General features: G+C 60.4%; 16 protein-coding genes. 12 read left to right on the top strand and 4 right to left on the bottom strand.

Annotated features, from left to right (window positions below; all coding sequences use genetic code 11):
- Window positions 1-52: 52 nt before the first annotated feature.
- The 3 genes from JNO48_07295 to acgM are packed head-to-tail and all read left to right on the top strand — an operon-like array spanning window position 53 to window position 3738.
- Window positions 53-1696 (top strand): hypothetical protein, encoded by a 1644-nt coding sequence (locus JNO48_07295; GenBank protein ID QTE67029.1) that lies wholly within the window; start codon window positions 53-55, stop codon window positions 1694-1696.
- Window positions 1693-2649, top strand: a complete 957-nt coding sequence (locus JNO48_07290) for a hypothetical protein (GenBank protein QTE67028.1) — start codon at window positions 1693-1695, stop codon at window positions 2647-2649. The genes JNO48_07295 and JNO48_07290 overlap by 4 nt, the downstream gene beginning before the upstream one ends.
- Before the next feature lie 60 nt (window positions 2650-2709).
- Entirely contained in the window at window positions 2710-3738 is a 1029-nt protein-coding gene (gene acgM / locus JNO48_07285) for a radical SAM/SPASM domain protein, ACGX system (GenBank protein QTE69706.1), read from the top strand.
- A 97-nt stretch (window positions 3739-3835) separates the two neighbouring features.
- Here the strand turns inward: acgM and JNO48_07280 are convergent, their stop codons facing one another.
- Window positions 3836-4432 (bottom strand): hypothetical protein, encoded by a 597-nt coding sequence (locus JNO48_07280; GenBank protein ID QTE67027.1) that lies wholly within the window; start codon window positions 4430-4432, stop codon window positions 3836-3838.
- Between the two features lie 20 nt (window positions 4433-4452).
- On the bottom strand, window positions 4453-4926 hold the full coding sequence (locus JNO48_07275) for a nucleotidyltransferase domain-containing protein (protein ID QTE67026.1): 474 nt from the start codon (window positions 4924-4926) through the stop codon (window positions 4453-4455).
- Between the two features lie 489 nt (window positions 4927-5415).
- Here JNO48_07275 and rny point away from each other — a divergent pair, with 489 nt between their 5' ends.
- Window positions 5416-6978 (top strand): ribonuclease Y, encoded by a 1563-nt coding sequence (gene rny / locus JNO48_07270; protein QTE67025.1) that lies wholly within the window; start codon window positions 5416-5418, stop codon window positions 6976-6978.
- Window positions 6979-7130: 152 nt separating this feature from the next.
- On the opposite strand, the gene JNO48_07265 is transcribed toward rny, so the two are convergent.
- Complete coding sequence (locus tag JNO48_07265; GenBank protein QTE67024.1) at window positions 7131-8531, bottom strand: hypothetical protein; 1401 nt, start codon at window positions 8529-8531, stop codon at window positions 7131-7133.
- Window positions 8532-8732: 201 nt separating this feature from the next.
- On the opposite strand from JNO48_07265, the gene JNO48_07260 reads away from it, so the two are divergent.
- From JNO48_07260 to JNO48_07250, 3 genes are read left to right on the top strand one after another with little or no spacing between them, the layout of a single operon-like run.
- Window positions 8733-9959 (top strand): hypothetical protein, encoded by a 1227-nt coding sequence (locus tag JNO48_07260; GenBank protein ID QTE67023.1) that lies wholly within the window; start codon window positions 8733-8735, stop codon window positions 9957-9959.
- Window positions 9960-9988: 29 nt separating this feature from the next.
- Window positions 9989-11968: a hypothetical protein gene (locus tag JNO48_07255; protein ID QTE67022.1), complete on the top strand. Its 1980-nt coding sequence runs from the start codon at window positions 9989-9991 to the stop codon at window positions 11966-11968.
- Window positions 11969-13183 (top strand): acyltransferase, encoded by a 1215-nt coding sequence (locus JNO48_07250; GenBank protein QTE67021.1) that lies wholly within the window; start codon window positions 11969-11971, stop codon window positions 13181-13183. It abuts the gene before it with no gap.
- Between the two features lie 15 nt (window positions 13184-13198).
- Here JNO48_07250 and JNO48_07245 read toward each other — a convergent pair whose 3' ends face one another.
- On the bottom strand, window positions 13199-14119 hold the full coding sequence (locus JNO48_07245) for a helix-turn-helix transcriptional regulator (protein ID QTE67020.1): 921 nt from the start codon (window positions 14117-14119) through the stop codon (window positions 13199-13201).
- Window positions 14120-14247: 128 nt separating this feature from the next.
- Between JNO48_07245 and JNO48_07240 the strand changes: the two genes are divergently transcribed.
- The 5 genes from JNO48_07240 (at window position 14248) to JNO48_07220 (ending at window position 24341) form a co-directional block, all read left to right on the top strand.
- A complete protein-coding gene (locus tag JNO48_07240) occupies window positions 14248-15879 on the top strand; it encodes a glycosyltransferase (GenBank protein ID QTE67019.1) in 1632 nt (543 codons plus the stop codon).
- A gap of 129 nt (window positions 15880-16008) precedes the next feature.
- Entirely contained in the window at window positions 16009-18432 is a 2424-nt protein-coding gene (leuS, locus tag JNO48_07235; protein ID QTE67018.1) for a leucine--tRNA ligase, read from the top strand.
- A 233-nt stretch (window positions 18433-18665) separates the two neighbouring features.
- Entirely contained in the window at window positions 18666-21662 is a 2997-nt protein-coding gene (locus JNO48_07230) for an SH3 domain-containing protein (GenBank protein ID QTE67017.1), read from the top strand.
- 77 nt (window positions 21663-21739) lie between these two features.
- Entirely contained in the window at window positions 21740-23113 is a 1374-nt protein-coding gene (radA, locus tag JNO48_07225) for a DNA repair protein RadA (protein ID QTE67016.1), read from the top strand.
- Window positions 23114-23249: 136 nt separating this feature from the next.
- Window positions 23250-24341, top strand: coding sequence for a TRAM domain-containing protein (locus JNO48_07220; protein ID QTE67015.1), 1092 nt, complete (start codon window positions 23250-23252; stop codon window positions 24339-24341).
- Window positions 24342-24353 lie beyond the last annotated feature (12 nt).

Here is a 24353-nt window from a genome sequence, read left to right as displayed (position 1 = left end):
TTTGCAAAGACCGCAGTAACTGTCTGTTATCCATAAGGAAGGAGGGACTTCCTTGATTCAGAATCAGGCCGCAGAAAGCAACGGACTGAAACCGCCTTTCACATCAAAGAACGGTATCAATTTCAGGTGCCCCAAATGTGCCGGAGCATTGAAATTCGATATTCGCGAAGGAAAGCTGCGCTGCGAACAGTGCAGCCAGCTGCTTCCGGTCGGCGAACTGCCGGATCCTGTCTCGTCCAGAGAGAATGCCCGCCCCGCGGACATGGAGACTGTGGAGTACCATTGCCCATCCTGCGGTGCCTCACTCTACACCACTTCCTCCGGCGTCACTACCTTCTGCAGCTTCTGCGGATCGGATGTGGTCCTGGAGGAACGCATGAACCGGATGCGCCGTCCGGACCGAATCGTTCCCTTCACCATGACACGGGAAAAATGCGAGCAGCTTTACCGGGAACGTCTGAAAGACTCCCCGCTGGTTCCGGGAGACATGCGGAAAGAGGAAACCATCGCTCATTTCCGGCCGGTTTACATCCCGTTCTGGTGTTTCTCCGGGAAAGGCGACGGAACCTGCACCGGAGAGCAGAATGAGGTGGAAACCGACAGTAACTATATCACGACCAACACCTATGCCGTGGAGCATTCCACCCATGTCAGCGTATGGGATGTTTACTATGACGCCTGCACGCAGTTTGATGACGAAACCGCCCAGTGGCTCGCGTTCAGCAGCAGGAAATCCGTTCCTTTTCATCCGGCATATCTTTCCGGTTTCTACGCGGAAGCTCCGGATATGAAAAGCGATGATTTTTCCGCCCTGGTCCGGGATTATGCCCTGCAAAGCCTTGGTTCCCCCGGCACCTTCACCCTGCCGGACAACTTCAGGGAAAACGCAGAGCTGGTGCTGATGCCGGTCTGGCTGCTGGCCACCCGGCAGGGAGAGAAAATGGTATATACCGCCGTCAAGGGAACGAAAGAAGATCCCAAGGTACGCTGTGAACTGCCCATCAGTCCCAAGCGTTTCATCCTGCTGTTCTGTATCCTGGCTGTGATTCTCACTGCACTGATTCTGGGGCTTCACCGCTATATCCTGCTGCGCCCGAGAATCACCACAGCCCTCAGCTGCCTGCTGGCGATGCTGTGCTGGAACGCAGCAGGCCCATTCCTGGCCAGGATAAACCGGGAAGGAAATGACAGCGATCCAACCCGGACCATGCTCCGGAACGTCAAGACGGAGGAGAAGCAAAACCTGGTTCAGTACCTTCCTGCCACGTCACAGGCCGGGCAGGAGAAAGACCGGGTTTTCGTACGGTGGAAACCCCTGTGGATTACAGGAATTGTGGTTGCCGTTATTCTTCTGCTGTATGTGGTCCTTAACGGAAACCCACTCCGCGCTGTGAACTCCCTGATTTCGGACAGTTCCGTGCTGCCCCCGGCCCTGTGTATTTTTTCTGCGGTGATGCTGCTCGTCTTTCTGTTCAAGGGAACGACTCTGTCCGTTCCGGACCGTTACTGCCTGATTGCGCAGATTGTTATCTGCTTCCTGACCATTCTGTTTGGAAGATTCAAAACATTCCTGTACCTCATTGGCCTGGTCTGCTCTGTGATTACCCTGCTGGTCCTGCTGAACGCGTTCAGGCTCCACAACGCATATGTGACCCGTCCGGTTCCCTTCTTTGATGAAAAGGAGGGATGCCTATGAAAACCAGGACGCTGAAAGCCTTTGCGGCGCTTCTTCTCCTGCTGGCAGTTATATGGTTACCGGCGCCTTCCGCCCTGTCTGAAGAAAAACTCACCGGTGCAGGCTCTTTGCCCACCTACTATATTCCCCCGCTGGAGTTCAGCGCTCCGCAATATTCCTATACTGAAATTGATTTCTCAAAGCCTTCTACCGATTCTTCATCCAGGTCGGATCCGACCCCTGTGCCAAAGCCGGCACAGGAGTATCCGGGTTCCGCCGAAAACGAATACCGGATTATCCTGGATGATTCCGCCGGGCTGCTTTCTTCCGAAGACAAAGAAAAAGTGCTGAAAGTCATGCAGGAACTGTCCCAGTACTGTCATGTCATCTTCTGGACATCGAACGAAAGGGTCAGTGATCATCTGCTGTCTGTACAGCAATATGTGGACCGTCATATCAGCCGCTCCGTGGACGTGCCCAGCGCCGCGTTTGCCATCAACATGGGCAGCCGGAAAATTTCCCTCCTGACCCGGGGAGATATACAGAATTTTGTCAGTTCTTCCGAAGCCAACGCAATCACCGACCGGAACAGTTCCCTGGCCACCAAGCAAAAATACGGGGACTGCGCAGTTGCTTCTTTTACTGACGTGTATAACGCGATCCACGGTGTATATGCATTCTCTGTTATGCGGATGGTCTGCGCGGTCCTGGTCGCCCTGGGCCTCGCCCTGCTGATTTCATTCATCCTGACCCAGAACAGAAGCCTGCAGCCAAAGGCTGAAAATACCACCTTATCCCTGAACTGGGCTCATTCCTCCACTGCCAAACTTCTCAACAAGAAACTCATCCGGTCGGAAAGGAAGGCAATTCCAAGTTCGTCTTCTTCCTCCGGCTCCTCCTGTTCTTCCGGTTCTTCCTGTTCGTCCTGTTCTTCCTGCTCCTCCTGCGGTTCAGGCGGCAGCAGCAGCTTCTGATCAAGCAAAGGGGACAATATGAAAAACATCATGAGAAAAAAAGAAAAATCCGCCTCGGACATCCGGCCCTGGTTCACTTTCCAGTGGCATATTACCGATGCCTGTGATCAGCGGTGTACCCATTGCTATATCTACGGGGAAGACCGGCAGAAAGAGCCTGAAACCGTTTCGGCCGCCGATTTCGTCCGGATCCTGGACAAATGCCTGGGATTCTGTGACCGGCTCAATATGCAGCCATCTTTCTGCATTACCGGAGGGGATCCGCTCCTTCATCCCGATTTCTGGTCTTTCGCGGAGCTGCTGCATCAGGCCGGCGTATCCTTTACCGTCATGGGTAATCCCTTTCACCTGACAGCCGGCGCATGTAAAAAACTGAAAAAACTGGGATGCAGACAATACCAGATGTCCATTGACGGCCTGGAAGCGACCCATGACCGGATGCGCAAACCGGGTTCATACCGGGAAACAATGGAAAAAATTGCCCTTCTGAACCGGACCGGCCTCCCTTCCGCCATCATGACAACCGTGAGCCGCACCAATATGGCAGAGATTCCGGATGTGATCAAAGTCATGGATGCAGCCGGCGTCAGCTCCTATGCTTTCTCCCGTTACTGTCCTACCGGCCCGGACAAAGACGTGGGCATCACACCTTCGGAATACCGGCAGTTCCTGGCCGACTGCGCAACCGTTATTCACGAGCTGCTGGAAAAAGGCAGCCAGACCCGATACGGAAAAAAGGACCACCTCTGGACCCTTTACGATTATGAACGGGGAAGGTTCCAGATACCGGAAGAGACAGAACCCGGTGTGATCTACGGCGGGTGCCACTGCGGGATCAGCCATCTGACCATCCTGCCCAACGGAGATGTATATGCCTGCCGCCGGGTACTGAGCAGCCGTATCGGCAACGCCCTGACAGACAATCTCAGCGAGCTGTGGGCCGGTCCCATGAATCAATACAGGGATTACACCCGGTTTGAAAAGTGCGCCTCATGCGAGCTGATGCCCTGGTGCCGCGGCTGCCCGGCCGTCGCTTCGGGGACACAGAACGGGAATTTCTACGCGCCTGACCCCCAGTGCTGGAAATAAAAACCGGTCCTTTCCCTGCGGTTTATTTTCCCATAATCCGCTCAATTGTAAACGGACTCCCCTGGTATGGGGAGTCCATTTATCTGTTGTCCTGCTGTTACAGATTCTGCAGCGCCATGATGCCCAGGCAGATGAGGAAGGTACCAATAACCATGGCGGTAAAGGAGATCTTCCAGTTTCCGTTTTTGTTGAAGCCGTAGAAATCCTTCCAGCGCTTTTCTTCCGGGGCAAAGGCGATTTTGTACAGGTACAGCGGGCCGTACAGGACCACCGGGAGCAGTCCCCACAGGCACTGGGGGAATGACATGCCGCGCTTTTCCAGCAGGCAGAAGGAAACGAGCGCCATGAGCGGGGTGAGCAGGTGCATGAACAGGTTGCTCGCGCCTTTCAGGAGCACATCGTACCAGTCCTTCCCGATGCTGGGCGCCAGGAAGAAAATGACGGTGAGCATCGTGACGGTGACCGCCGCGGTGCCGATATACTTGAGTGTCCAGGCCCACTGCGGTACTCCGCCGGCCAGGGCGGTGATGGCCGTGATCAGGGAGACGACGGCACAGAGCGTATTGCTCTGCACAGTGAAGAAGCGGAAAGCACCCCGGGCGTTATCCGGCGTCCACTGCCCATCCTTGCGGAAGAGGGCAAAGACCAAAGCCGCGGTAATGAGGAATATCAGAATATTCAGAATAATATCCATTTTGAGATCTCCTTTTTGCATTATTGATAAATCCTGATCCCATCCTTCAGTATTTCATTCAGGAGTTCTTCGTTACCTGTCAATTGTTTCAGGTCCAGAAGATCAACCTTTTTATGCAGCCGTTCCCGAAGTTTCTCCGCAAGTTCATAAAAGCGCAGGCCGGTGATGCCGGAAGAAACCAGCAGATCGACATCGCTGGTTTCGGAAGCTTTTCCTTTGGCGTAGGAACCAAAAAGATAGCAGTACTGCACAGGATAATCCTTCAGGATTTCATTGCATGCCTCTGTAATTTCTTTTTTCGATAAAATGCCGTGTTCTTCATCCATACGGCTGATTTCCCGCATTTCTGCCAGCAGAAAACGATATTTGGGAGTATTGGCTTTTTCCGCCTCATTCTCATAGGAAATATAGGAACGAAGTGAGATTCCGATCTTTTCCGCTGCTTCGCGCTGAGTCATTTTGCTTTTCAGCCGTTGTTTCTTCAGCTCTGTCACTGTTTACACCTCCGTTCAATATACATTATGCACATTTTGCATATTAATGTCAATTGATATGTGCAATTTATGCATGATTTATTGTGTTTCCTAGTGCAATTCATCATCCGCTCTTCCCGGTTTTTATTGTTTAACACAGTTTCAGTCATGCACTGAAACCGGCCGTTTCCGTGAGCAGTTACTCTTCCGCCCGTGGAATTGGATACGCAACCTTGACAAATGTATACAAATTATATATCATTAACTGTGTTCGGCTGCGCGGTTACCGCGCGCTGTTATCGATAGAGTGTTTCCCAATTGTCAACGCGGGCACTGTCCGCGATCTGTTTAGGGGCGTTCCGTATGGGGCGAACCGTATACCGATTTACCGGGACCTCCTCGGTCGAAGCAGCGTACAGCCGTGCGAAGCGTTTGTTTTCGCACGGGTTTTTGTGTGCCGGAGAATAATGAAAATGAGTTTGAGATTCTTGAACAGAAAAGGAGGGAACCATGTCACCCATTCTTGCAATCGGGATTGCCATTGTAACGTGTGTCCTCGGTGCACTGCTCGGTTATATGTACCGGAAGAGTTACACCGAAAAGAAGATTGACCGGACAGAGGAATATGCCCGCCGCCTGTATGACGACGCGGTCCGGAAAGCGGAAGACTACAAGAAGGAAAAGGTGCTGGAAGCCAAGGAAGAAATCCTGAAGGCCAAGGCTGAAAATGACCGGGAGCGCGCCGAAAACGAGCGCGAAATCCGGGAACGCCGGAACGAAATCCAGAAGAACGAACGCCGCCTGATTCAGCGGGAAGAAACCCTGGAAAAGAAAGCGGATAACCTGGAAACCCGCGAGGAGAACCTGAACAAAAAGGTCGCGGACCTTGCAAAGCAGGAAGAGGAAATCACGGAACTGAAAAACCGCCAGCTGGCTGAGCTGGAGCGCGTGGCCGGAATGACCCGCGATGAAGCAAAGCAGATCGTCATTGAGAAGGTCCAGAAGGACGCTTACCACGACGCGGCCGCCATGGTGCGAGATATCGAGAGCCAGGCTAAGGAAGACGGGGAAAAGAAAGCCCGGAACATCATCGCCCTGGCGATCCAGAAGTGCGCAGCAGACCACGTGGCCGAGAGCACAGTCAGCGTGATCAACCTGCCGAACGACGACATGAAGGGCCGGATCATCGGCCGTGAAGGCCGGAACATCCGGGCGCTGGAAACGGCAACGGGCGTCGACCTGATTATCGACGACACGCCGGAAGCCGTGATCGTGTCCGCCTTCGACCCGGTGCGCCGGGAGGTTGCGCGGGTTGCGGTTGAAAAGCTGATTATGGACGGACGGATTCATCCCGCCCGCATCGAAGAGATGGTCGAGAAGGCCCGGAAAGAAGTGGACAACCAGATCCGCGAAGCCGGGGAGAACGCGATCTTCGAGACCAACCAGCACGGCATCCACAATGAACTGGTCAAGCTGCTGGGCCGCCTGCGGTTCCGCACCAGCTACGGCCAGAACGTGCTGAAGCACTCCATCGAAGTGAGCCACCTGGCCGGCCTGATGGCTGCCGAGCTGGGCGCGGACGTCGCGCTGGCGAAGCGCGCCGGCCTGCTGCATGACATCGGCAAAGCCGTGGACCACGAGAGCGAAGGTACGCACGTGACCCTGGGCGCCGAGCTGGCCCGGAAGTACCATGAAAACGCCGACGTGGTGCACTGCATTATGGCCCACCACAACGACGTGGAACCCCAGACCGTGGAAGCGGTGCTGGTGCAGGCCGCGGACGCGATTTCCGCCGCCCGTCCCGGTGCCCGCCGGGAGAGCCTGGAGAACTACATCAAGCGGCTGGAGAAGCTGGAAGAAATCGCCAACAGCTTCAGCGGCGTAGAAAAGTCCTACGCGATCCAGAGCGGCCGCGAGGTGCGCATCATGGTGAAGCCCGAGGACGTGACCGACGATGGCATCAAGGTCATGGCCAAGGAAATCGCCAAGCGCATCGAGGAGCAGATGGAGTATCCCGGACAGATCCGCGTGAACGTAATTCGGGAGACCCGGAGCACAGAATACGCGAAATAATATATTGCATATTCCACCCCACTCAATATAAAAGGATTTCGCATCTGCGGATGTGACCAGGGCTTTCCGATCGCCCTGGACCTTCGGTCAGTATACTAATAAATTAAAAACGGTTCTGAGAGTTTTCCTCTCAGAACCGTTTTTTTGTGCCCTTATATGCTCACCGGATCTTCCTGGGAGAGCAGGGATGGGGTGCCGGCGATGGGCGCCCAGCAATCCGGGTCAGCCGGGACATTCAGCCGGCGGTCCGCGTGGTTTTTGTCATATAACGGATATTTGATCCAGTTGCGGGTTCCGGAACCCAGTTCCGGGGTTTGGGGTTCCGGGGTTTCCATCACCCGGGGTGTCAAGGTCGGCGCCGGGGTTCCGGTGGGAGTCGGTACCGGGGTTGGCTCCGGGGTAGATGTGGGATCCGGGGTGGCCGTTACCGGCGCAAAGGTCGGCGGAAGCGTCTCATCCGGTATCTCCGGCTGCGGCGCAGGAGTTTCCGGCAGTGGAGCCGGCGTATTCCCGCCCGGCATGGGCGCTGGGGTTTCCGGACTGAGTGTCGGAGGCGGCGTTGGAGTTGATGCCTTTGGAGCCGGCGTCGGCGTCACCTGATCCGGCATAAGAACCGGAGTTTCCGGCCGGATCGTCGGGGTCGGCACCGGGGTTTTCGCTTTCGGCATGGGGGTCGGAGTTTCCTGGTCCGGCATGGGGGCTGGAGTTTCCGCCTTCTGCATCGGTGTCGGCGTCTCCTGGTCCGGCATGGGAGCCGGCGTTTCCGCCTTCGGAACCGGTGTCGGTGTCGTCTGGTCCGGCATGGGAGCCGGCGTTTCCGCCTTCGGAACCGGTGTCGGTGTCGTCTGGTCCGGCATAGGAGCCGGCGTTTCCGCGCTGGGGGCGGGAGTCGGTGTTTCCCGGTCGGATACCGGCACCTGCGTTTCCGGTTGAATCACCGGGGTGGGTGTCGGAGTGTTCTCCCCGGGTACAGGGGTCGGAGTTTCCGGGTCCGATGCGGGAACCGGGGTTTCCGCTGAATGAACCGGAGTCGGCGGCGGATTTTCCGGGATGCTTTCGGCCCCCGGCGGCGTTGTATGGTCAGAAGGAACTCCTGCCGGGGCTTCCGGAGTGACCGCCGGCTGGCCTGCCTGCGCAGGAGCCGGAGCCGGGGGCTGCGTCGGTGCCGGAGTCGGCGTGGGCGTGGGCGTCGGTGTGGGAGTATCTGTTGCCGCCGGGGTCGGCGTGGATGTCGGTGTGGGCGTTGGCGTGGGCGTCGGTGTCGGGCTTGGGGACGGCGTCGGGGATTCCGTCGGAGCCGGCGTCGGCGTAGGTGTAGGTGTAGGTGTCGGCGTCGGTGAGGGCGTTGGCGACGCGGTCACTTTGGCACGGCCTTCGATCCGCCAGCCGCAGACGCTGCAGACATCATCGCCGGTTTCCTCGTCCCTGTAAAAGTCCGTGTTTTCATCGCAGATATCACACCAGTGGGTATGGTCCGCCAGGGCCGGCGGAAGCAGGGCAGCCAGCAGGAGAATGGCTGTAAGGCGGAGCAGGATGGACCGGCGTGTTTTCATGGCAGTTTCTCCGTATACGGCCGGGTCGGCCGTGATAATCCAGGTGTTTTCTATGCCTTCTATTGTAACGGCCGGAAGGGTGTTTTGCAACCGGATGATATAGAACGGTACCATAGTCGGGCGCCCATATGTTGTGCCGCAAGGGCACAAGTTGTCATGATGATGGGGTTGTGGTATAATCGCCGAAGGGAGTGATGCAATATGATGAAGAAATTCCTGTCTATGATCATCGCGCTGTGCATGCTGGCGGCGTGCGGAATCGCTGCGGCTGAAGGTGAAAGTGAAGGCCCGGATCCGCTGACCGCGGGAGAGCTGGAAGCCTGGGCGAACGGCCTGAAGGCCGCGGCGCAGGCGGAAGAGCTGCTGAATGATCCGGCGGACGAGGATTCCGAAACGGAGGACGGCTTCCTGTTCCAGTATGCGTTTGCCGCGCTGTACGGCGACCAGACCGAGATGACTGCCGATACAAAACTGCTGGCAGCTGTTGTGAACGCCAGCGGAGAAGAAGAGGGCCGCGGGAGCGAAGCGGCGGAGCAGGCCGGCCCCCGGGGCATCAGCCTGTCCATGTCCCCCGCGGAAGTGATCGCCCTGTTCCCGAACGACAATCCGGAGCTGGCGGGCGACCGCACCGGCGCGGTGCTGTTCCTAAACGAACAGGCGGACGGCGGCGCGGTTTACGGCCAGGTGGACCGGGACGGCCAACGGGTTTCCGCCGTCACCTACGGAGAACTGGTGCCGGAGGATGACGGGTTCCGCCTGGCGACGCTGCAGTGCTTCTTTGCCGACAGCCTGCTGTATGAAATGCGGGCGGAATGCTTCGACAGCGAAGCGGATATTCCCCTGCTGACCCGGGAGGACCGGGACGGTGTGATCGCCGGCCTGAAAGCCCTGGAAGGGAAGGATGAATACAGCGCCGTAAAGACCAGCCGGGACGGCACCGAGCTAACCGCGTTCGGCACGGAGGACCTGAGCTTCTCCGGACTGCGTTTCCTGGAAATGACCCCCGAAGACCTGCCGGGCAGCCCGGAAGAGGATATGATGGAGGACGAAGACGGCTCCTATATCCTGATGCTGGACGAGGCGGACTACGACGCCGTGTTCCGCTGCGAAGACGAAGCGGGCGTGAACGCGAAGATCGTGTCCTTCACAATCAAGGGCGAAGGCCTGGAAGGCCCGCGCGGCGTGCGCATCGGCGACAGGCTGCACGAAGACCTCCAGCGCTTCCGCTTTGAAGGCAATGACAGCGACGGGACCGAAGAGATCCTGTACGGCAACGAAAACGCCGCGGCCTTCGGCATCGCCCAGTACAGCGTGGACGGGGAAAGCACCCTGCGCTACACCACGGACGCCGGAGACGGAAAGCAGGCGGTCCTGCTGCTTCGGTACACGATGAACCTGCTGGACGAAATCACCATCTTCATCCAGTAAGCTATTTCTGAAATCCTGAAGGAGAATCCATGCAGATCGATCTGACATGTCCGGTTGAGATCTTCCGGACGGCGGTGCCGACCGCGGGCACCCAGGCGCTGAGCGTGACGATGTTCAACCTCAGCGACCGGGTGATTGTTTCCGCGGAGGTCACCGCGCGGCTGCTGAGCGCCAGCGGGCTGGAAAAGGAGAAAATGGTATTCCGGGGCCGCGCCCTGAACGGGCGGCCCCATTCCACGTTTGTGATGAACGTGCCCATGGGCTTCTCCGCCGGCGCGCACAACGCGGAAGTGACCGTTGAAAAGATCTGGTTTGCGGACAACGATACCTGGCAGCGGAAGGACGGGACCCTGAAGGAATATACCCCGAACACGCTGCCTTCCTCCCCGGCGCTGACACGGCTGAGATACGTCGCCGGCGACTTCGCCGCGGGATACCCGGAACAGGAGGACGGCCTGTGGGTCTGCGTATGCGGACGGCCGAACCCGGACCGGGAGACCGTTTGCGCCCGCTGCCGGCAGGACAAGGAAACGGTATTCAGCCGTTTCTCCCGCGAGGCGGTGGAAAAGCAGGTGTTCCTGCGGGAAAAGCAGCTGGACCTTTCCTCCCGTTCCGCACGGGAAGATACGGCGCGGCTGCAGCGCATCCGGGAAGAGGAATACAACCTGGAGCGTGCCCGGCGCGGGCGCCGGGTCCGGCTGACCTGTTTCCTGATGCTGTTCCTGGTGCTGCTGGGCGGGCTGATCCAGGGCGCGATTCCAGCGCTGCGCGTACGGATGGCGGGCCGGGAAATGGAAAACGGCAATTACGCCCCTGCCCTGGAGACGCTGCGGCAGGTGGCGTTCTTCCCGGGAGCCGAAGAAAAGATCGCCGAATGCGAGTGGCAGCTGGCCGCCGCATCGGCGGAAGCATCCGAAGAGATTGACGAGCTGGCTGCCGCCGCCCGGCTGCTGCGGAAAAACGCCGGACGGGAAGGCTCCTCCGCCCTGGCGGACAAGGCCGACCTGAAGCGGGCGAACCTGCTGTACGCCAGGGGCGACCGGGCCGGCGCGCTGGCCGCAGTGGAAGCGGTGGACCCGGAGAACGCGGAGCGGATCTCCCTGGAGCAGGACTGCCTGTTTGATACTGCCAATGAGCAGATGGAAGCCGGGGAATACGAAAAGGCGCGGGAATCCTTCCTGTCGCTGGGCAGCTATCCCGGCGCGACGGAACTGGCCATGGAGTGCATCTACCGCCCGGCCGCCGCGCTGCTGGAGGACGGGGGCTACGAGGACGCGATCCGCGAGCTGAGCCGGATTCCGGATTATAAGGACAGCCGGCAGCTGACGCTGAAATGCCATTACCAGATCGCCGCGGACATGGAGGCGGTCGGCAACTTTTCCGGGGCCGCCACGGAGTTCCTGCTGGCCGGGAACTACGAGGACGCGCCGGACAAGAACCGCGAGATGGTTTACCTGCAGGCGGAAGACGCCCTGAAGAAGGGAAAGCTGGAGGACGCGCAGGCGCTGTACGCCTCCATCCCGGGATATGAGGACGCGGACGACAAGAGCCACGCCTGCCTGTATACCCTGGCCAACATCGCGATGGCGGACATGGAATACACCCTGGCCTACGGACTGCTGAAGCAGGTTCCGGAAGGCTATCTCGACGCGGACAACCTGCGGGCGCAGGCCGCCTACGAAGCCGGGAAGACCGCCCGGGACAACGGGGACCTGGAGACCGCGCGCGAGCTGCTGGAAGCCGCGGGGAAATACAAGAACGCCCAGCGAATCCTGAACCAGGTGAACGCGGAGATCCAGAAGGCCGAAGATGCAGCCAGGGCCGCGGCCGAGACTGCCGAAGCCGCAACCCAGACGGAAGCCGCACAGGGAGAAACGGACGCGCTGCCGGCTGTGACGGAAATCCCGGCGGCGGAGACGCCCGCAGAACCCGGAAACGCCGGGAACGCGGGAACGGGTACATCGGAACCCGCACAGGATGACGAGTACGCCGTGAAGGACGGTGAGTAAATGGCCGGCCGCAGGGTTCGGATCCCGGAGCTGGACGGGCTGCGGGTACTGATGATCTTCGTGGTCAGCTGGTACCATATCTGGCAGCAGAGCTGGCTGCAGCCGTGGATCACGGTGGATTTCCTGAACATCCAGTGGTCCCTGGACTGGCTGGTCCGGTCCGGGTATGTCTGGGTGGACGGCACCGTGCTGCTGAGCGTTTTCCTGCTGTACCTGCCCTGGGCAGAGGCAAAACGAAACGGAACGCCCAACCCGGATACCCGGGAGTTTTACTGGCGCCGGGCGCGGCGGGTGATTCCCGGATACTGGTTCATCGTGCTGCTGCACCTGTTCGCAGTGGCGCTGCCCTGGAACCTGTACAGCCAGAACGGGCCGTTCCTGGTGAAGGACCTGGTAACCCACCTAACGTTCACCTTCACACAGTTCAGCGATACCTACCTGATGACGAACCTTGGCGGCGGGGCCTGGACACTGGCGATCCTGGTGCAGGGCTACGTGCTGTTCCCGTTCATCGCGCGGTGCGCGCAGAAGCGGCCGGTGGTGACCATGGGCGCGCTGGCGCTGACCGCCTTCGCGTTCCGGGCCTGGTGCCTGTGGGGGCTGACCGATTTCCGGATGGTGGTCAACCAGCTGATCAACTTCCTGGACGTGTACGCGCTGGGCATCCTGCTGGCGACGGTGTATCCCGCGCTGCGGGACCTGTGCGAAAAGCAGGAGGGAAAACCGAAGTATATCCGGCAGGCGGCCGCGACGGTGCTGTTTATTGCCAGCCTGTGGGGACTCATCCGGATGCTGGAGGTGCAGTCCATGACGGGAAGCGACCTGCAGCGGTACCAGATGATCTACCGGCCGGTATTCGCGCTGTGCTTCGGGGGCATGACGATTTCCGCCCCGTTCGCGCTGCTTCCGCTGCGGAAACTACTGGGCAACCCGGTAACCCGGTTCCTGGGCGTGGTCTCCATGAACTACTACCTGATCCACCAGACTGTGGCCGTCCACCTGAAGCGGCTGAACATTCCCGAGGCGCTTTCGGATTACCCGAACCAGGTCGGGGAGCAGCCCTGGCAGACGCAGTACACCCTGGCCTGCTTCGGCGTTTCGCTGGTGCTGGCCATCCTGGTGACGTACCTCATCGAGAAGCCGGGCGGAAAACTGATGGACCGGATCCGGGCATGGCGGCAGAAAAAAACGGCTCCGGCCGTGCCGGAACCGTAAGGAATCTTTCATGGTTTATCCGTTCTTCGTTTTGGACTTCCTGGGCGCAACGCCGCGGATGGTCGCGGCGGGCACGGACGCCTGCTTCATGAAGGCGCTCGGGCTGATGCCCACGATATGCTTGAACTGCTTGGAGAAATGGTAGGGATCCTGCATCCCGACCTCAACGCCGGCCTGGCGCACGGAGCAGTTCTGGTCCCGCAGAAGCTCCTTCGCCCGCTCCATCTTGCAGTGGAGCACGTAGGACAGCGGGGGCATACCGACCTCCGCCACAAAGCGCTTGCGGAAGGTTTCCATCGGCATGCGGGAAATCGCGGCCATGTCGGCCAGCGAGAAATTATCCTTGTACTGGTTGGACCGGAGGGTGTCCACCACCTTGGCGATTTCGTGGGAGAGCATCGCGTCCATCGCGACGGGCTGGCCCCAGTGGGACGCGATCATGCCGTACATCAGGTGCTGCAGCTGGTAGGTGGCATCGGCGGTGCCGGAATGGCGGACGATGACCTGCACGATCTGCTCGGCCAGGTAGATCTGGCTGGGCAGGGCTCCCTGCTTGAGGGGCATATGAAGCAGCGCGCCCATCTTCCGGACCACCATGGGGCTGAGCGGGCCTTCCAGCGCGATCCACAGGCAGCGCACCTGTTCTTCCGTCGTAATGGTGCAGGGCTTCGGCCCGCCCGGGAGGAAGCAGGTGGACCCGGCGTCCAGCGCCAGGTCATGCTGGTCCCACCGGAGCAGGATGCTGCCCTTTTCCACCACGAGCCAGACCCACTGCTCATGGTCGTTGACGGTGTAGGTGCCCTTCCCGAGGGAGAAGGAACCGGCCGCGTGAATCCACGCGCCGCTGGCCAGCGTTAAGCTGCCGGGCTTGTGGTAACCCTCCACCGCAAGGGCCTCCATGTTTTCCGGTATATTGGAAAGCAGGTATGATTTCATGTGAATCCCTCCGACAAAACTCACCGAATTTTGACCAGATAAGACAACCCAACCGAAGTATACAACCCGCCGCCTGGTTTGTCAATGCGGCTGACCGGGATTTTTCAATGGATCAGGGAGGTAATGGCATGGGCGCGTTCGCGCGGATCCGGGAGTATCTGAAAGGCCACGGTGCAGGCTATACCCTGCACCGCCTCTGGCAGGTTTTCCGCCAGCGGTACCTGGGCACCTACGACCGGCGGCGGGAAAAGGAAGCCGCCACGGACGCAGAGCTTGCGGAACAGCGGGCGCACCAGCCGGAGGCCGGCACCATCAGCATCGTCGTGCCGGTATACAACACCGACCCGGACATGCTGGAGGAACTGATCGGAAGCCTGACCGTGCAGACCTACGCGGATATCGACGTGGTGCTGTATAACGCCGGCACCCGCGAGGAAACGCGCCGGGTACTCGACAAGGTCCAGGATCCCCGCTTCCGGGTGATCCGGGGAACGGAAAACCTGGGCATCAGCGGCAACACCAACGCCGCCGTGCGGGAAGCCCGCGGCGGATACATCGCCCTGTGCGACCACGACGATGTGATGGCGCCGGACGCCATCTGGCGCGCGGCGGAAGCGATTGCGAAGGAACACCCGGACGTGGTCTACACCGACGAGGACCGGGTGATGGAAAACAACCGGCACCATATGGACCCGCATTACAAGCCGGACTGGAATCCGGAAACGCTGACCGGCGACAACTATATCTGCCACCTGGCAGTGATCCGCAAAGCGCTGTATGACGAGGTGGGCGGACTGCGGAGCGGATTTGACGGCAGCCAGGACCACGACCTGTTCCTGCGCCTGAGCGAAAAGACCGACAAGTTCTGCCATATCCCGAAGGTGCTGTACACCTGGCGGGAGGTGCAGTCCTCCCGAAGCCACGTGGACCTGGACACCTGCCTGCAGGCCGGATGCCGCGCGGTAGAGGAGCATGAAGCCCGGATGGGACGGACGGTTTCCGCCCTGCCGGTGAACAAGGCGATCCGCCTGTGGTACGACGTGAACCCGGAAGCGACGGTGGAAGCCCTGATCTTCGGGCCCAGCGAGGATGCCTGCCGGCAGTGCCTGGCAGCGCTGGAGGACGACAGCTCCTGGCGGAGCCTCTCCGCCGCGCTGGTTGTGACGGATGAAACGAACCGCATCTCCTCGCTGAACGAGGCAGCGGCCGGAAGCCAGGCCGACTTCCTGCTGGTGATCGATTCCAGCGTATACGGCTTCAGCCGGCATTTCATCCGCGAGCTGATGATGTACGCGCAGATGGACAATATCGCCGGATGCGCGCCGGTGCTGACGGACAGGCACGGGCGGATTACCCACGGCGGCTTCGCGGTGGGCGTGAACGGCGGCGCCGCGTGTATCCACGAAGGGCTGAAGGCCGGCGCTGGCGGGATGTACGATGTGATGAACAAAGCCCACAACGTGGCCGCGGTAAGCCCCGTGTGCATGATGGTGCGCCGGGACGCCTGGGTGGACCTGGACCCGGTATACCGGACCGGGCTGGTGGGGGCGCACCTGGGCCTGCGGCAGCGCCGCGCCGGGCGGCGGTTTGTGGTCACTCCCCACGCGACCGCCATCCGCGAGAAGTGCCCGATGCTGCTGAGCGGGCGCTCCCGGGACCGGGAAGACCTGCTCCGCTTCCACACCAAGTGGGGAAACAACCCCCACGATCCGTGCTACAGCAGCCTGCTGAACCGGAAAAAGGCAGATTATTCCTTCTGATAAACCATTAACTATTTGCAAACTTCGTTTTTTTCATTATAATATGCATATTCATGCGGGCGCGCGTCCCGACGCGCGCCTGTTGTATATCCATCCCGGAGCGGAAATAAAGCGAGTCAGGTGAGGCAAATGGAACGCGTATACGACCCGAAAACCATCGAACCGAAATGGCAGAAGTACTGGGAGGACCACAAGACCTTCCGGACAGACGTGCATGACTTCTCCAAGCCCAAGTTCTACGCGCTGGACATGTTCCCCTATCCGAGCGGCGTCGGCCTGCACGCGGGGCACCCGGAAGGGTACACCGCCACGGACATCGTGAGCCGGATGAAGCGGATGCAGGGATACAACGTGCTCCATCCCATGGGGTACGACTCCTTCGGCCTGCCGGCGGAGCAGTATGCCATCACCACCGGCAACCATCCGGAAGGCTTCACCAAGGAAAATATCGCCACCTTCAGCAAGCAGCTGCGGGAGCTGGGCTTTGACTACGACTGGGACAAGATGATCGCGACGAGCGACCCGGATTTCTACCGCTGGACCCAGTGGATTTTCAAGCAGCTGTATCTGGACGGATACGCCCAGTATATCGATATGCCCGTGAACTGGTGCGAAGAGCTCGGCACCGTGCTGAGCAACGACGAGGTCATTGACGGCAAGAGCGAACGCGGCGGCTATCCCGTGGTGCGCAAGAACATGAAGCAGTGGGTAATCAACCAGCCCGCCTTCGCCGAGAAGCTGCTGGAAGGCCTGGAGGAGATCGACTGGCCGGAAAGCACCAAGGACATGCAGCGCCACTGGATCGGCAAGAGCGAGGGCGTTGAGGTGAAGTTCCAGATCGTCGGCGGCGGCGAGTTCAGCATCTTCACCACCTGTATCGAGACCATCTACGGCATCACCTTCATGGTGCTCGCGCCGGACGGCCAGCTCGTGCAGGACCTGATGCCCCGGATCCGGAACAAGGCCGAGGTACAGGCATATATCGAAGAAACCCGGAAAAAGAACGATATGGACCGGACGGAGCTGAACAAGGGCAAGACCGGCTGCCGCCTGGAGGGCGTGAAGTGCATCAACCCCGCCAACGGCCGCGAAGCGGAGCTGTTCATCGGCGACTTCGTGCTGGCCAGCTACGGCACCGGCGCGGTGATGGCCGTTCCGAGCCATGACCAGCGCGACTTCGAGTACGCCGTGGCCCACAACATCCCGATGATCCAGGTGATCGACGGGGCGGACGTAAGCGAACACGCCTTCGAGAAGCATGAATACCTCGGCAAGGGCTGCAAACTCATCAACAGCGAGGAGTTCACCGGCCTGACCGTGGAGGAAGCCAAGGAAGCGATCACCGCGAAGCTGGAGAAGATGGGCGTTGCCAAGCGCACCGTCAACTACCACTTCCGCGAGTGGATCTTCGCCCGCCAGCGGTATTGGGGCGAACCCGTGCCCATGGTGCACACCGAAGACGGAAAGATTTACCCCCTGCCGGACGATGAGCTGCCGCTGATCCTGCCGGAGCTGGAGGATTATAAAGGAAAGAACGGGAAAGCCCCGCTCGAGAACGCCACGGAGTGGAAGCAGTACGACCGGAACGGCGTGAAGGGCGTGCGGGAAACCAGCACGATGCCCGGCTCCGCCGGATCCAGCTGGTACTACATGCGCTATATCGACCCGCACAACGAAGAGACGTTTGCGGATTATGAGCTGCTGAAGCACTGGCTGCCGGTGGACCTGTACATCGGCGGACCGGAGCACGCGGTGGGCCACCTGATGTACAGCCGGATCTGGAACCGCTTCCTGTACGACAAGGGCCTGAGCCCCGTGAAGGAGCCTTTCAGGAAGCTGGTGCACCAGGGCATGATCCTCGGTGAAAACGGCATCAAGATGGGCAAGCGCTTCCCGAAGTACGTGGTGAACCCCAGCGACATCGTGAACCAGTACGGCGCGGACACCCTGCGCCTGTACGAGATGTTCATGGGCCCGCTGGAAGTGAGCAAGCCCTGGAGCCCCCAGGGTGTGGAAGGCGCCCGCAAGTTCCTGAACCGCGTGTGGACGTTCTTCATGAACGAGGACAACATCACCACGGAGAACGACGGAACGCTGGACCGGGTATACCACCAGACCGTGAAGAAGGTCACCTCCGACTTTGAGAGCCTGGGCTTCAACACGGCGATCAGCCAGATGATGATCTTCGTGAACGCCTGCTACAAGGCCGGCAAGTGCCCGAAGGCGTATGCCGAAGGCTTTGTGAAGATGATCAGCCCCATCTGCCCGCACATCGGCGAGGAGATGTGGAGCCTGCTGGGCTACGAGGATACCATCGCCTACGAACCCTGGCCGGAATACAGCGAGGATATGATCCGCGAGGATACGATCCAGATCCCCGTGCAGGTGAACGGCAAGGTCCGCGCGACGGTGGAAATCGGCGTGGACGAGGAGCAGGCCAGCGTGCTGGAGAAGGCCCACGCGATGAAGAACGTCCAGGCGACCATCGCCGGCAAGACGATCGTCAAGGAAATCTACGTCAAGGGCCGCATCGTGAATATCGTTGTGAAATAACCCACCATGTGACAAAGGGACAGGCCTTTTGTCACATTTTTTTATCCGATATGTGACAATGTGACAAAGGGACAGCCCTATTGTCACATTTTTTTTATCCCGGCATGTGACAATAGGGCTGTCCCTTTGTCACATGTGCAAAATGAAAACTTTTATGTTGACACTGTAATAATTTCGTAATAAAATGACTCTGTACACGTGTGTACGATCAAAACTAATGAGGTGAGACCTTTATGGCACCTTCACGCTGCCGGGTGATCTGCTTCGTACTGGTACTGTCGATCCTGATTTCCCTTGTTCCCATGGGAGTCCTGGCCGCTTCCGCGACGGAAGAAAAGCTGGGCAAGACTACCATTGAAAAGGTGAACGTCCGGGTAGACGACAGTGAATCCGCCAAGCTGCTGTTCCAGATTCCGCAGGCCGGATATGTCGGAACCATCAAGGGGGAATCCACCAACGAGAAAATCCACTGGTACAAGGTGGAATTCCAGAGCCCCGAGAAGGATAATGACCATTATTATATCGGGTATGTGAACGGAAATTACTTCACCCCCCTGACGGACCAGGAGGCGTCTGTCTACAAGGCCTCCATGACCGTCGCGACCCCGACGCCCATCCCGCCTGTCGGCTCCACCGCCACGGCGACGCCGGTGCCGCAGTCCATCTATGCCAGCTCGGACGCGCCGGCCGGTACCACCGGTACGATTACGTCCAGCGGCACCAACCTGCGGAAGGGCCCGGGCAAGAGCTTTGACGCCATCACACAGCTGAACCGCGGGGAAGTGGTGACGGTGATCACCATTCCGGCCGTTGAGAGCGAACAGACCTTCTACCGGGTACGCTACGGCAGCACGGAAGGCTTCATTATGTCCACCTACCTGAAGCTGAACGGTGACGGCAACATCACGCCGTCTCCTGTGACCACGCCCACGCCCATCCCCGTACCGGATTCCAACGTCGTCGGATACGTGACGACAACCAAGGGCGGCGTGAAACTGCGGCAGACCCCGGCCGGCACCACGATCACCACCGTGTCCCGCAACCGTACTTTCCCGTACCTGGTCCAGCCGGTGACCAAGAACGGCTATACCTGGTACTTTGTCCAGGCGGATAACTACCGCGGCTACCTGCGCGGCGACTGCGTGAAGGTCGTCAATGCGCCGGCCCCGACCGCCACCCCCACCGGCGGCGCGGTCATCACCGCGACGCCTGCACCCACGGCGACCCCGACCGCCGCGCCTGTGACCACCCTCGGCTACATCGAGACGATCAAGGGCGGCGTGAACCTGCGCAAGGACGCCGGCGGCACCATCTTCGCCTCTGTCGCGAAGGGCAAGACCTATCCCTACATGCAGACGGTGATCAAAAACAAGTACACCTGGTACTATGCCCAGACAGAATTCGGCAACGGCTGGCTGCGGAGCGACTGCGTGAAGGTCGTGAACGCCCCGGCCCCGACCGCCACTCCCGCGGGCATGACCCCGACTCCGGCGCCCACTGCGACGCCCGAAGGTATGACCCCCACACCCGTTCCGACGATTACGCCGGTTCCCACCGCGACTCCCGTTCCCACAGCCACCCCGACCCCCGCGGCCACCGCACTGGGCTATGTGCAGACCACGAAGGGCAAGGTGAACCTGCGGAAAGCGGCCGGCGGTTCCATCATCGGCAATATTGAGAAGAAGGGAACCACGTATCCCTACGTGGCCGCTCCCGTGATCAAGAGCGGTTATACCTGGTACTACGTGCAGACGGAGCAGGGCTTCGGCTACCTGCGCAGCGACTGCGTCAAGATAGTGAACAGCAATACCGCGACTCCCGCACCGACCGCTACCGCGGTTCCAACCGCAACACCGGAAGGCATGACCCCGACGCCGGTCCCGGGAATCGTCACTCCCTCCCCGACGCCCGCGGCAACAGGAATCCTGGGATATATTGAAACCACCAAAGCCAAGGTAAACCTGCGCAAGGACGCCGGCGGCACCATCATCGGCGTGATCCAGAAAAAGGGAACCCAGTATCCCTACCTGCTGCAGCCTGTGCTGAAGGGCAGCTATACCTGGTACTTTGTGCAGACCGAACAGGGCTACGGCTACCTGCGCAGCGACTGCGTGAAGGTCGTCAAGGGTCCCGACCCGACCGCGACACCGACCGGCGGCGTGGTCACCGCGACCCCTGTTCCGACCGCAACCCCGAGCCCCACGCCCTCCAGCGGCATCAAGGGCTATGTGAAGACCACAGCCACCGGTGTAAACCTGCGGAAAAAGGCCGGATATACCGACGTGATTGCCCAGCTGAAAATCGGTACCGTGGTGCCGTACTATGACACCGTTGTGGTCGACAAGATCACCTGGTACCATGTGTACGACAGTAAGAACGGCTTCGGCTACCTGCACGGCAAGTACGTCACCCTGACGGATGACAAGGGCAACACCGCCACTGCCACCCCGGCCCCGACCGGCTCCAACACCGCCACCCCGGCACCGACCGTTACCCCCGGCGGCAGCAGCCAGACCGAAGCTTCCTACAGCACCCTGCGGCTGGGCTCTTCCGGCAATGCGGTGAAGAACCTCGTGACCGAGCTGAAGAACCAGGGTTACTTCAAGGGCGACATTGTAGCGAAGTACAACTCCTCCGTGGAAAGCGCCGTGAAGGCATTCCAGCGGGCAAAGGGACTGACGGTTGACGGTATTGCCGGCCCGGCGACCCAGCACGCGCTGTACGGCACCGTGCCGATCGGCTCCGCCGACACCAATAACCTCTCCATGACGCTGTACCCGGCGGAAAAGATCGACTGGGTCACTGGCGGCATCGACGAGCTGTGGAAGCGCGGAAGCAACTACAAGATCTACGACGTGAAGACCGGTATCGTCTGGTGGGCACACCGCTGGGCCGGCGGAAACCACGCCGACATCGAACCGCTGACCGCGGCGGACACTGCACGGCTGTGCAAGATCTACGGCACTTCCACCGCGAAGGAAATCGCGGACCGCGACCTCTATGAACGGCGGCCCTGCCTGGTAACCATCGGTACCCGGACGTTCGCCTGCTCGCTGTACGGCGTGCCGCATAACTACCCGAAGGGCGACACCATCCCGGACAACAAATACGACGGCCAGGCCTGCCTGCACTTTACCAACAGCCGTACAAGTGATACCAACCGGATCGACAGCGGCCACCAGGCAGCCATCGAATACGCATGGGAGCACGCACCGAACGGCCACAAGTAATCGGACCTGTATCCGGACAAATACCCAGGGCGGAGCCGCAACGCTCCGCCCTGTTTGCGAAAAGAGGGGGAACCAGCATGCCGAAGGCCAGGACGATTTTCACCTGCGGCGCGTGCGGATATGAAACGCCGCGCTGGGTCGGGCGCTGCCCGGGCTGCGGGGCGTGGAACACTCTGGAGGAAAGCGTGATTGCCGCCGCGCCGGAAAAAGCCGGCGGAAAAATCGCCGCCAACCAGCGCCCCGGCACCGGCGCGAAAGCCATGCCCCTGAAGGACATCCCCGAGGATACCGCCCTGCGGTGCAGCACCGGCATCAGTGAGCTGGACCGGGTACTGGGCGGCGGCATCGTCGAGGGCGGGCTGATCCTGATCGGCGGCGACCCGGGCATCGGAAAGAGCACCCTGCTGCTGCAGGCCTGCGACCACCTGGCCCGGGACGGGAAACGGGTGATGTACATCTCCGGCGAAGAATCCGCGCGGCAGATCAAGCTGCGCGCCCGGCGGCTGGGGGTGGAAAGCGACCTCTACGTGCTGGCGGAAAACGCACTGGACGCCGTGGAGGAAAAGATCCGGGATATCCAGCCGGACGTCGCCGTAGTTGATTCCATCCAGACCATGTACCGGCCGGAGATGACCTCCGCCCCCGGCAGCGTCAGCCAGATCCGCGAATGCACCAGCCTGATCATGCGCCTGTGCAAGGAAACCGGCACCAGCGTGTTCCTGGTCGGCCATGTGACCAAGGACGGCGCCATCGCCGGCCCGCGGATCCTGGAACATATGGTGGATGTTGTGCTATACTTTGAAGGCGACCGCCAGCAGGATTACCGCCTGCTGCGGGCCGTGAAGAACCGCTTCGGCTCCGTGAACGAGCTGGGCGTGTTCCGCATGACCGGTACGGGCATGCAGATTGTAGATAACCCGAGCGAGGAGCTGCTGAGCCACCGCGCCAAAGGCGCCAGCGGCAGCGTCGTATTCTGCGGCGTGGAAGGATCCCGGCCGCTGCTGTGCGACGTGCAGGCGCTGACCAGCCCGACGTTCTTCGGAACGCCCCGGCGGGCCGTGAACGGCGCGGACGGTGGGCGCGTGGCGCTGCTGCTGGCCGTGCTGGAAAAGCGCGCCTCCCAGCGGACGTACAACCAGGATGTATATATCAACGTGGCCGGCGGTCTGGAGCTGAGCGAGCCCGCGGCGGACCTCGCCCTGTGCGTGGCCGTGGCTTCCAGCCTGAAGGACAAACCCGTGGGGCCGGACATCGCCGTGATGGGCGAGGTCGGGCTGGCCGGGGAAGTCCGCACGGTACCCCAGTGCGAGCGGCGGGTTTCCGAATGCGCGCGGCTGGGCTTCTCCACACTGATCGTTCCGCGGGCCAACGCCCAGCGGATCCACGCGCCGGAAGGCGTGAAGGTGATCGGGGTGGATACCGTGGCGCAGGCACTCAGTATAATATTCTGACAATTCCATTGTCAGAAACAGTGGGCTTTCCGTAAGGATTCGCACGCGCACCGCGGAGCCATCGTCATGGCTCCCGCGCACCGCGCGCGACAGCGCCCGACCTTCGGAATTCATGAAAATTTTGAGGTGATCGTTTATGCGTTCAAAGGGACTGGAGCGGCTGCTCCGTATCCTGCTGGTGCTGATGGGCATCGGCATCGGCCTGGCGGTATTCCAGCTGGTGTTCCAGCTGTTCCAGCTGGCCAATCCGAACACGAGCATTCCGGCCTGGATTCCCGTAGCCGGCTACGCCGGCATGGGCCTGATCGGCGGCCTGATCATGCTGATTTTCAGCACGCGGATCCTGATGCGGTTTACCCGGCTGTCCAGCCAGATGCAGCGGCAGATTGACAAGATGCCGCTGAACCAGCTGATCAGCGCGGTGACCGGCCTGATCCTGGGCCTGATCATCGCAGCGCTGCTGCGCCAGGTGATTCCGAACGCCGGGACCGGCGTTGCCGGAACGGCGCTGAGCGCCATCCTGTACGTGGTGCTCGGCTGGCTGGGCTACAGCATCGGAAAACGCCGCAGCCGGGAGTTCGGCATGATGATCACCCGCCTGTCCGGCGTGCGCGAAAAGCGGAAGATTACCCGCCACGGCTATGCCGCGCGGAAGTTCATCGACACCAGCGCGGTGATCGACGGCCGGATCCTGCCGGTGCTGAAAACCGGCTTTATCGAGGGCGAGATCGTGCTGCCCCAGTACGTGATTGACGAGGTGCGGAAGCTGGCGGATTCTTCCGACGAGAGCACCCGCGAGCGGGGACGCCGCGGACTGGACATGCTGGCCTCCCTGCAGGAAGAGAACCTGCTGAACATCAGCGACAGCGATGACGAAACCACGACCGACGTGGACGTGAAGCTGCTGCGGGCCGCCCGCGACTGCGGCGGCACCGTGATCACCACCGACTACAACCTGCAGAAGGCCGCCGCGGTGAGCGGCATCCGGACGCTGAACGTGAACGCGCTGACCGAAGCGCTCCGCCCGGCCGTTGCCGCCGGTATGGAGCTGACCGTCCGCATCACGAAGGAAGGCCGGGAAGCCGGACAGGGTGTCGCGTATATGAACGACGGGACCATGATCGTAATTGAGGACGGGAAAGCCCGTATCGGCGAAGAGGCCGACATCACCGTAACCGCGGTGCGGCAGACCTCCGCCGGCCGGATGGTCTTCGCAAAGCTGAAATAAAAGCCCATGGAG

It is taken from the genome of Clostridiales bacterium (assembly GCA_017569285.1).
Classification (GTDB): domain Bacteria; phylum Bacillota; class Clostridia; order Christensenellales; family Aristaeellaceae; genus Aristaeella.
This window is presented reverse-complemented; position numbering and strand designations above follow the sequence as displayed.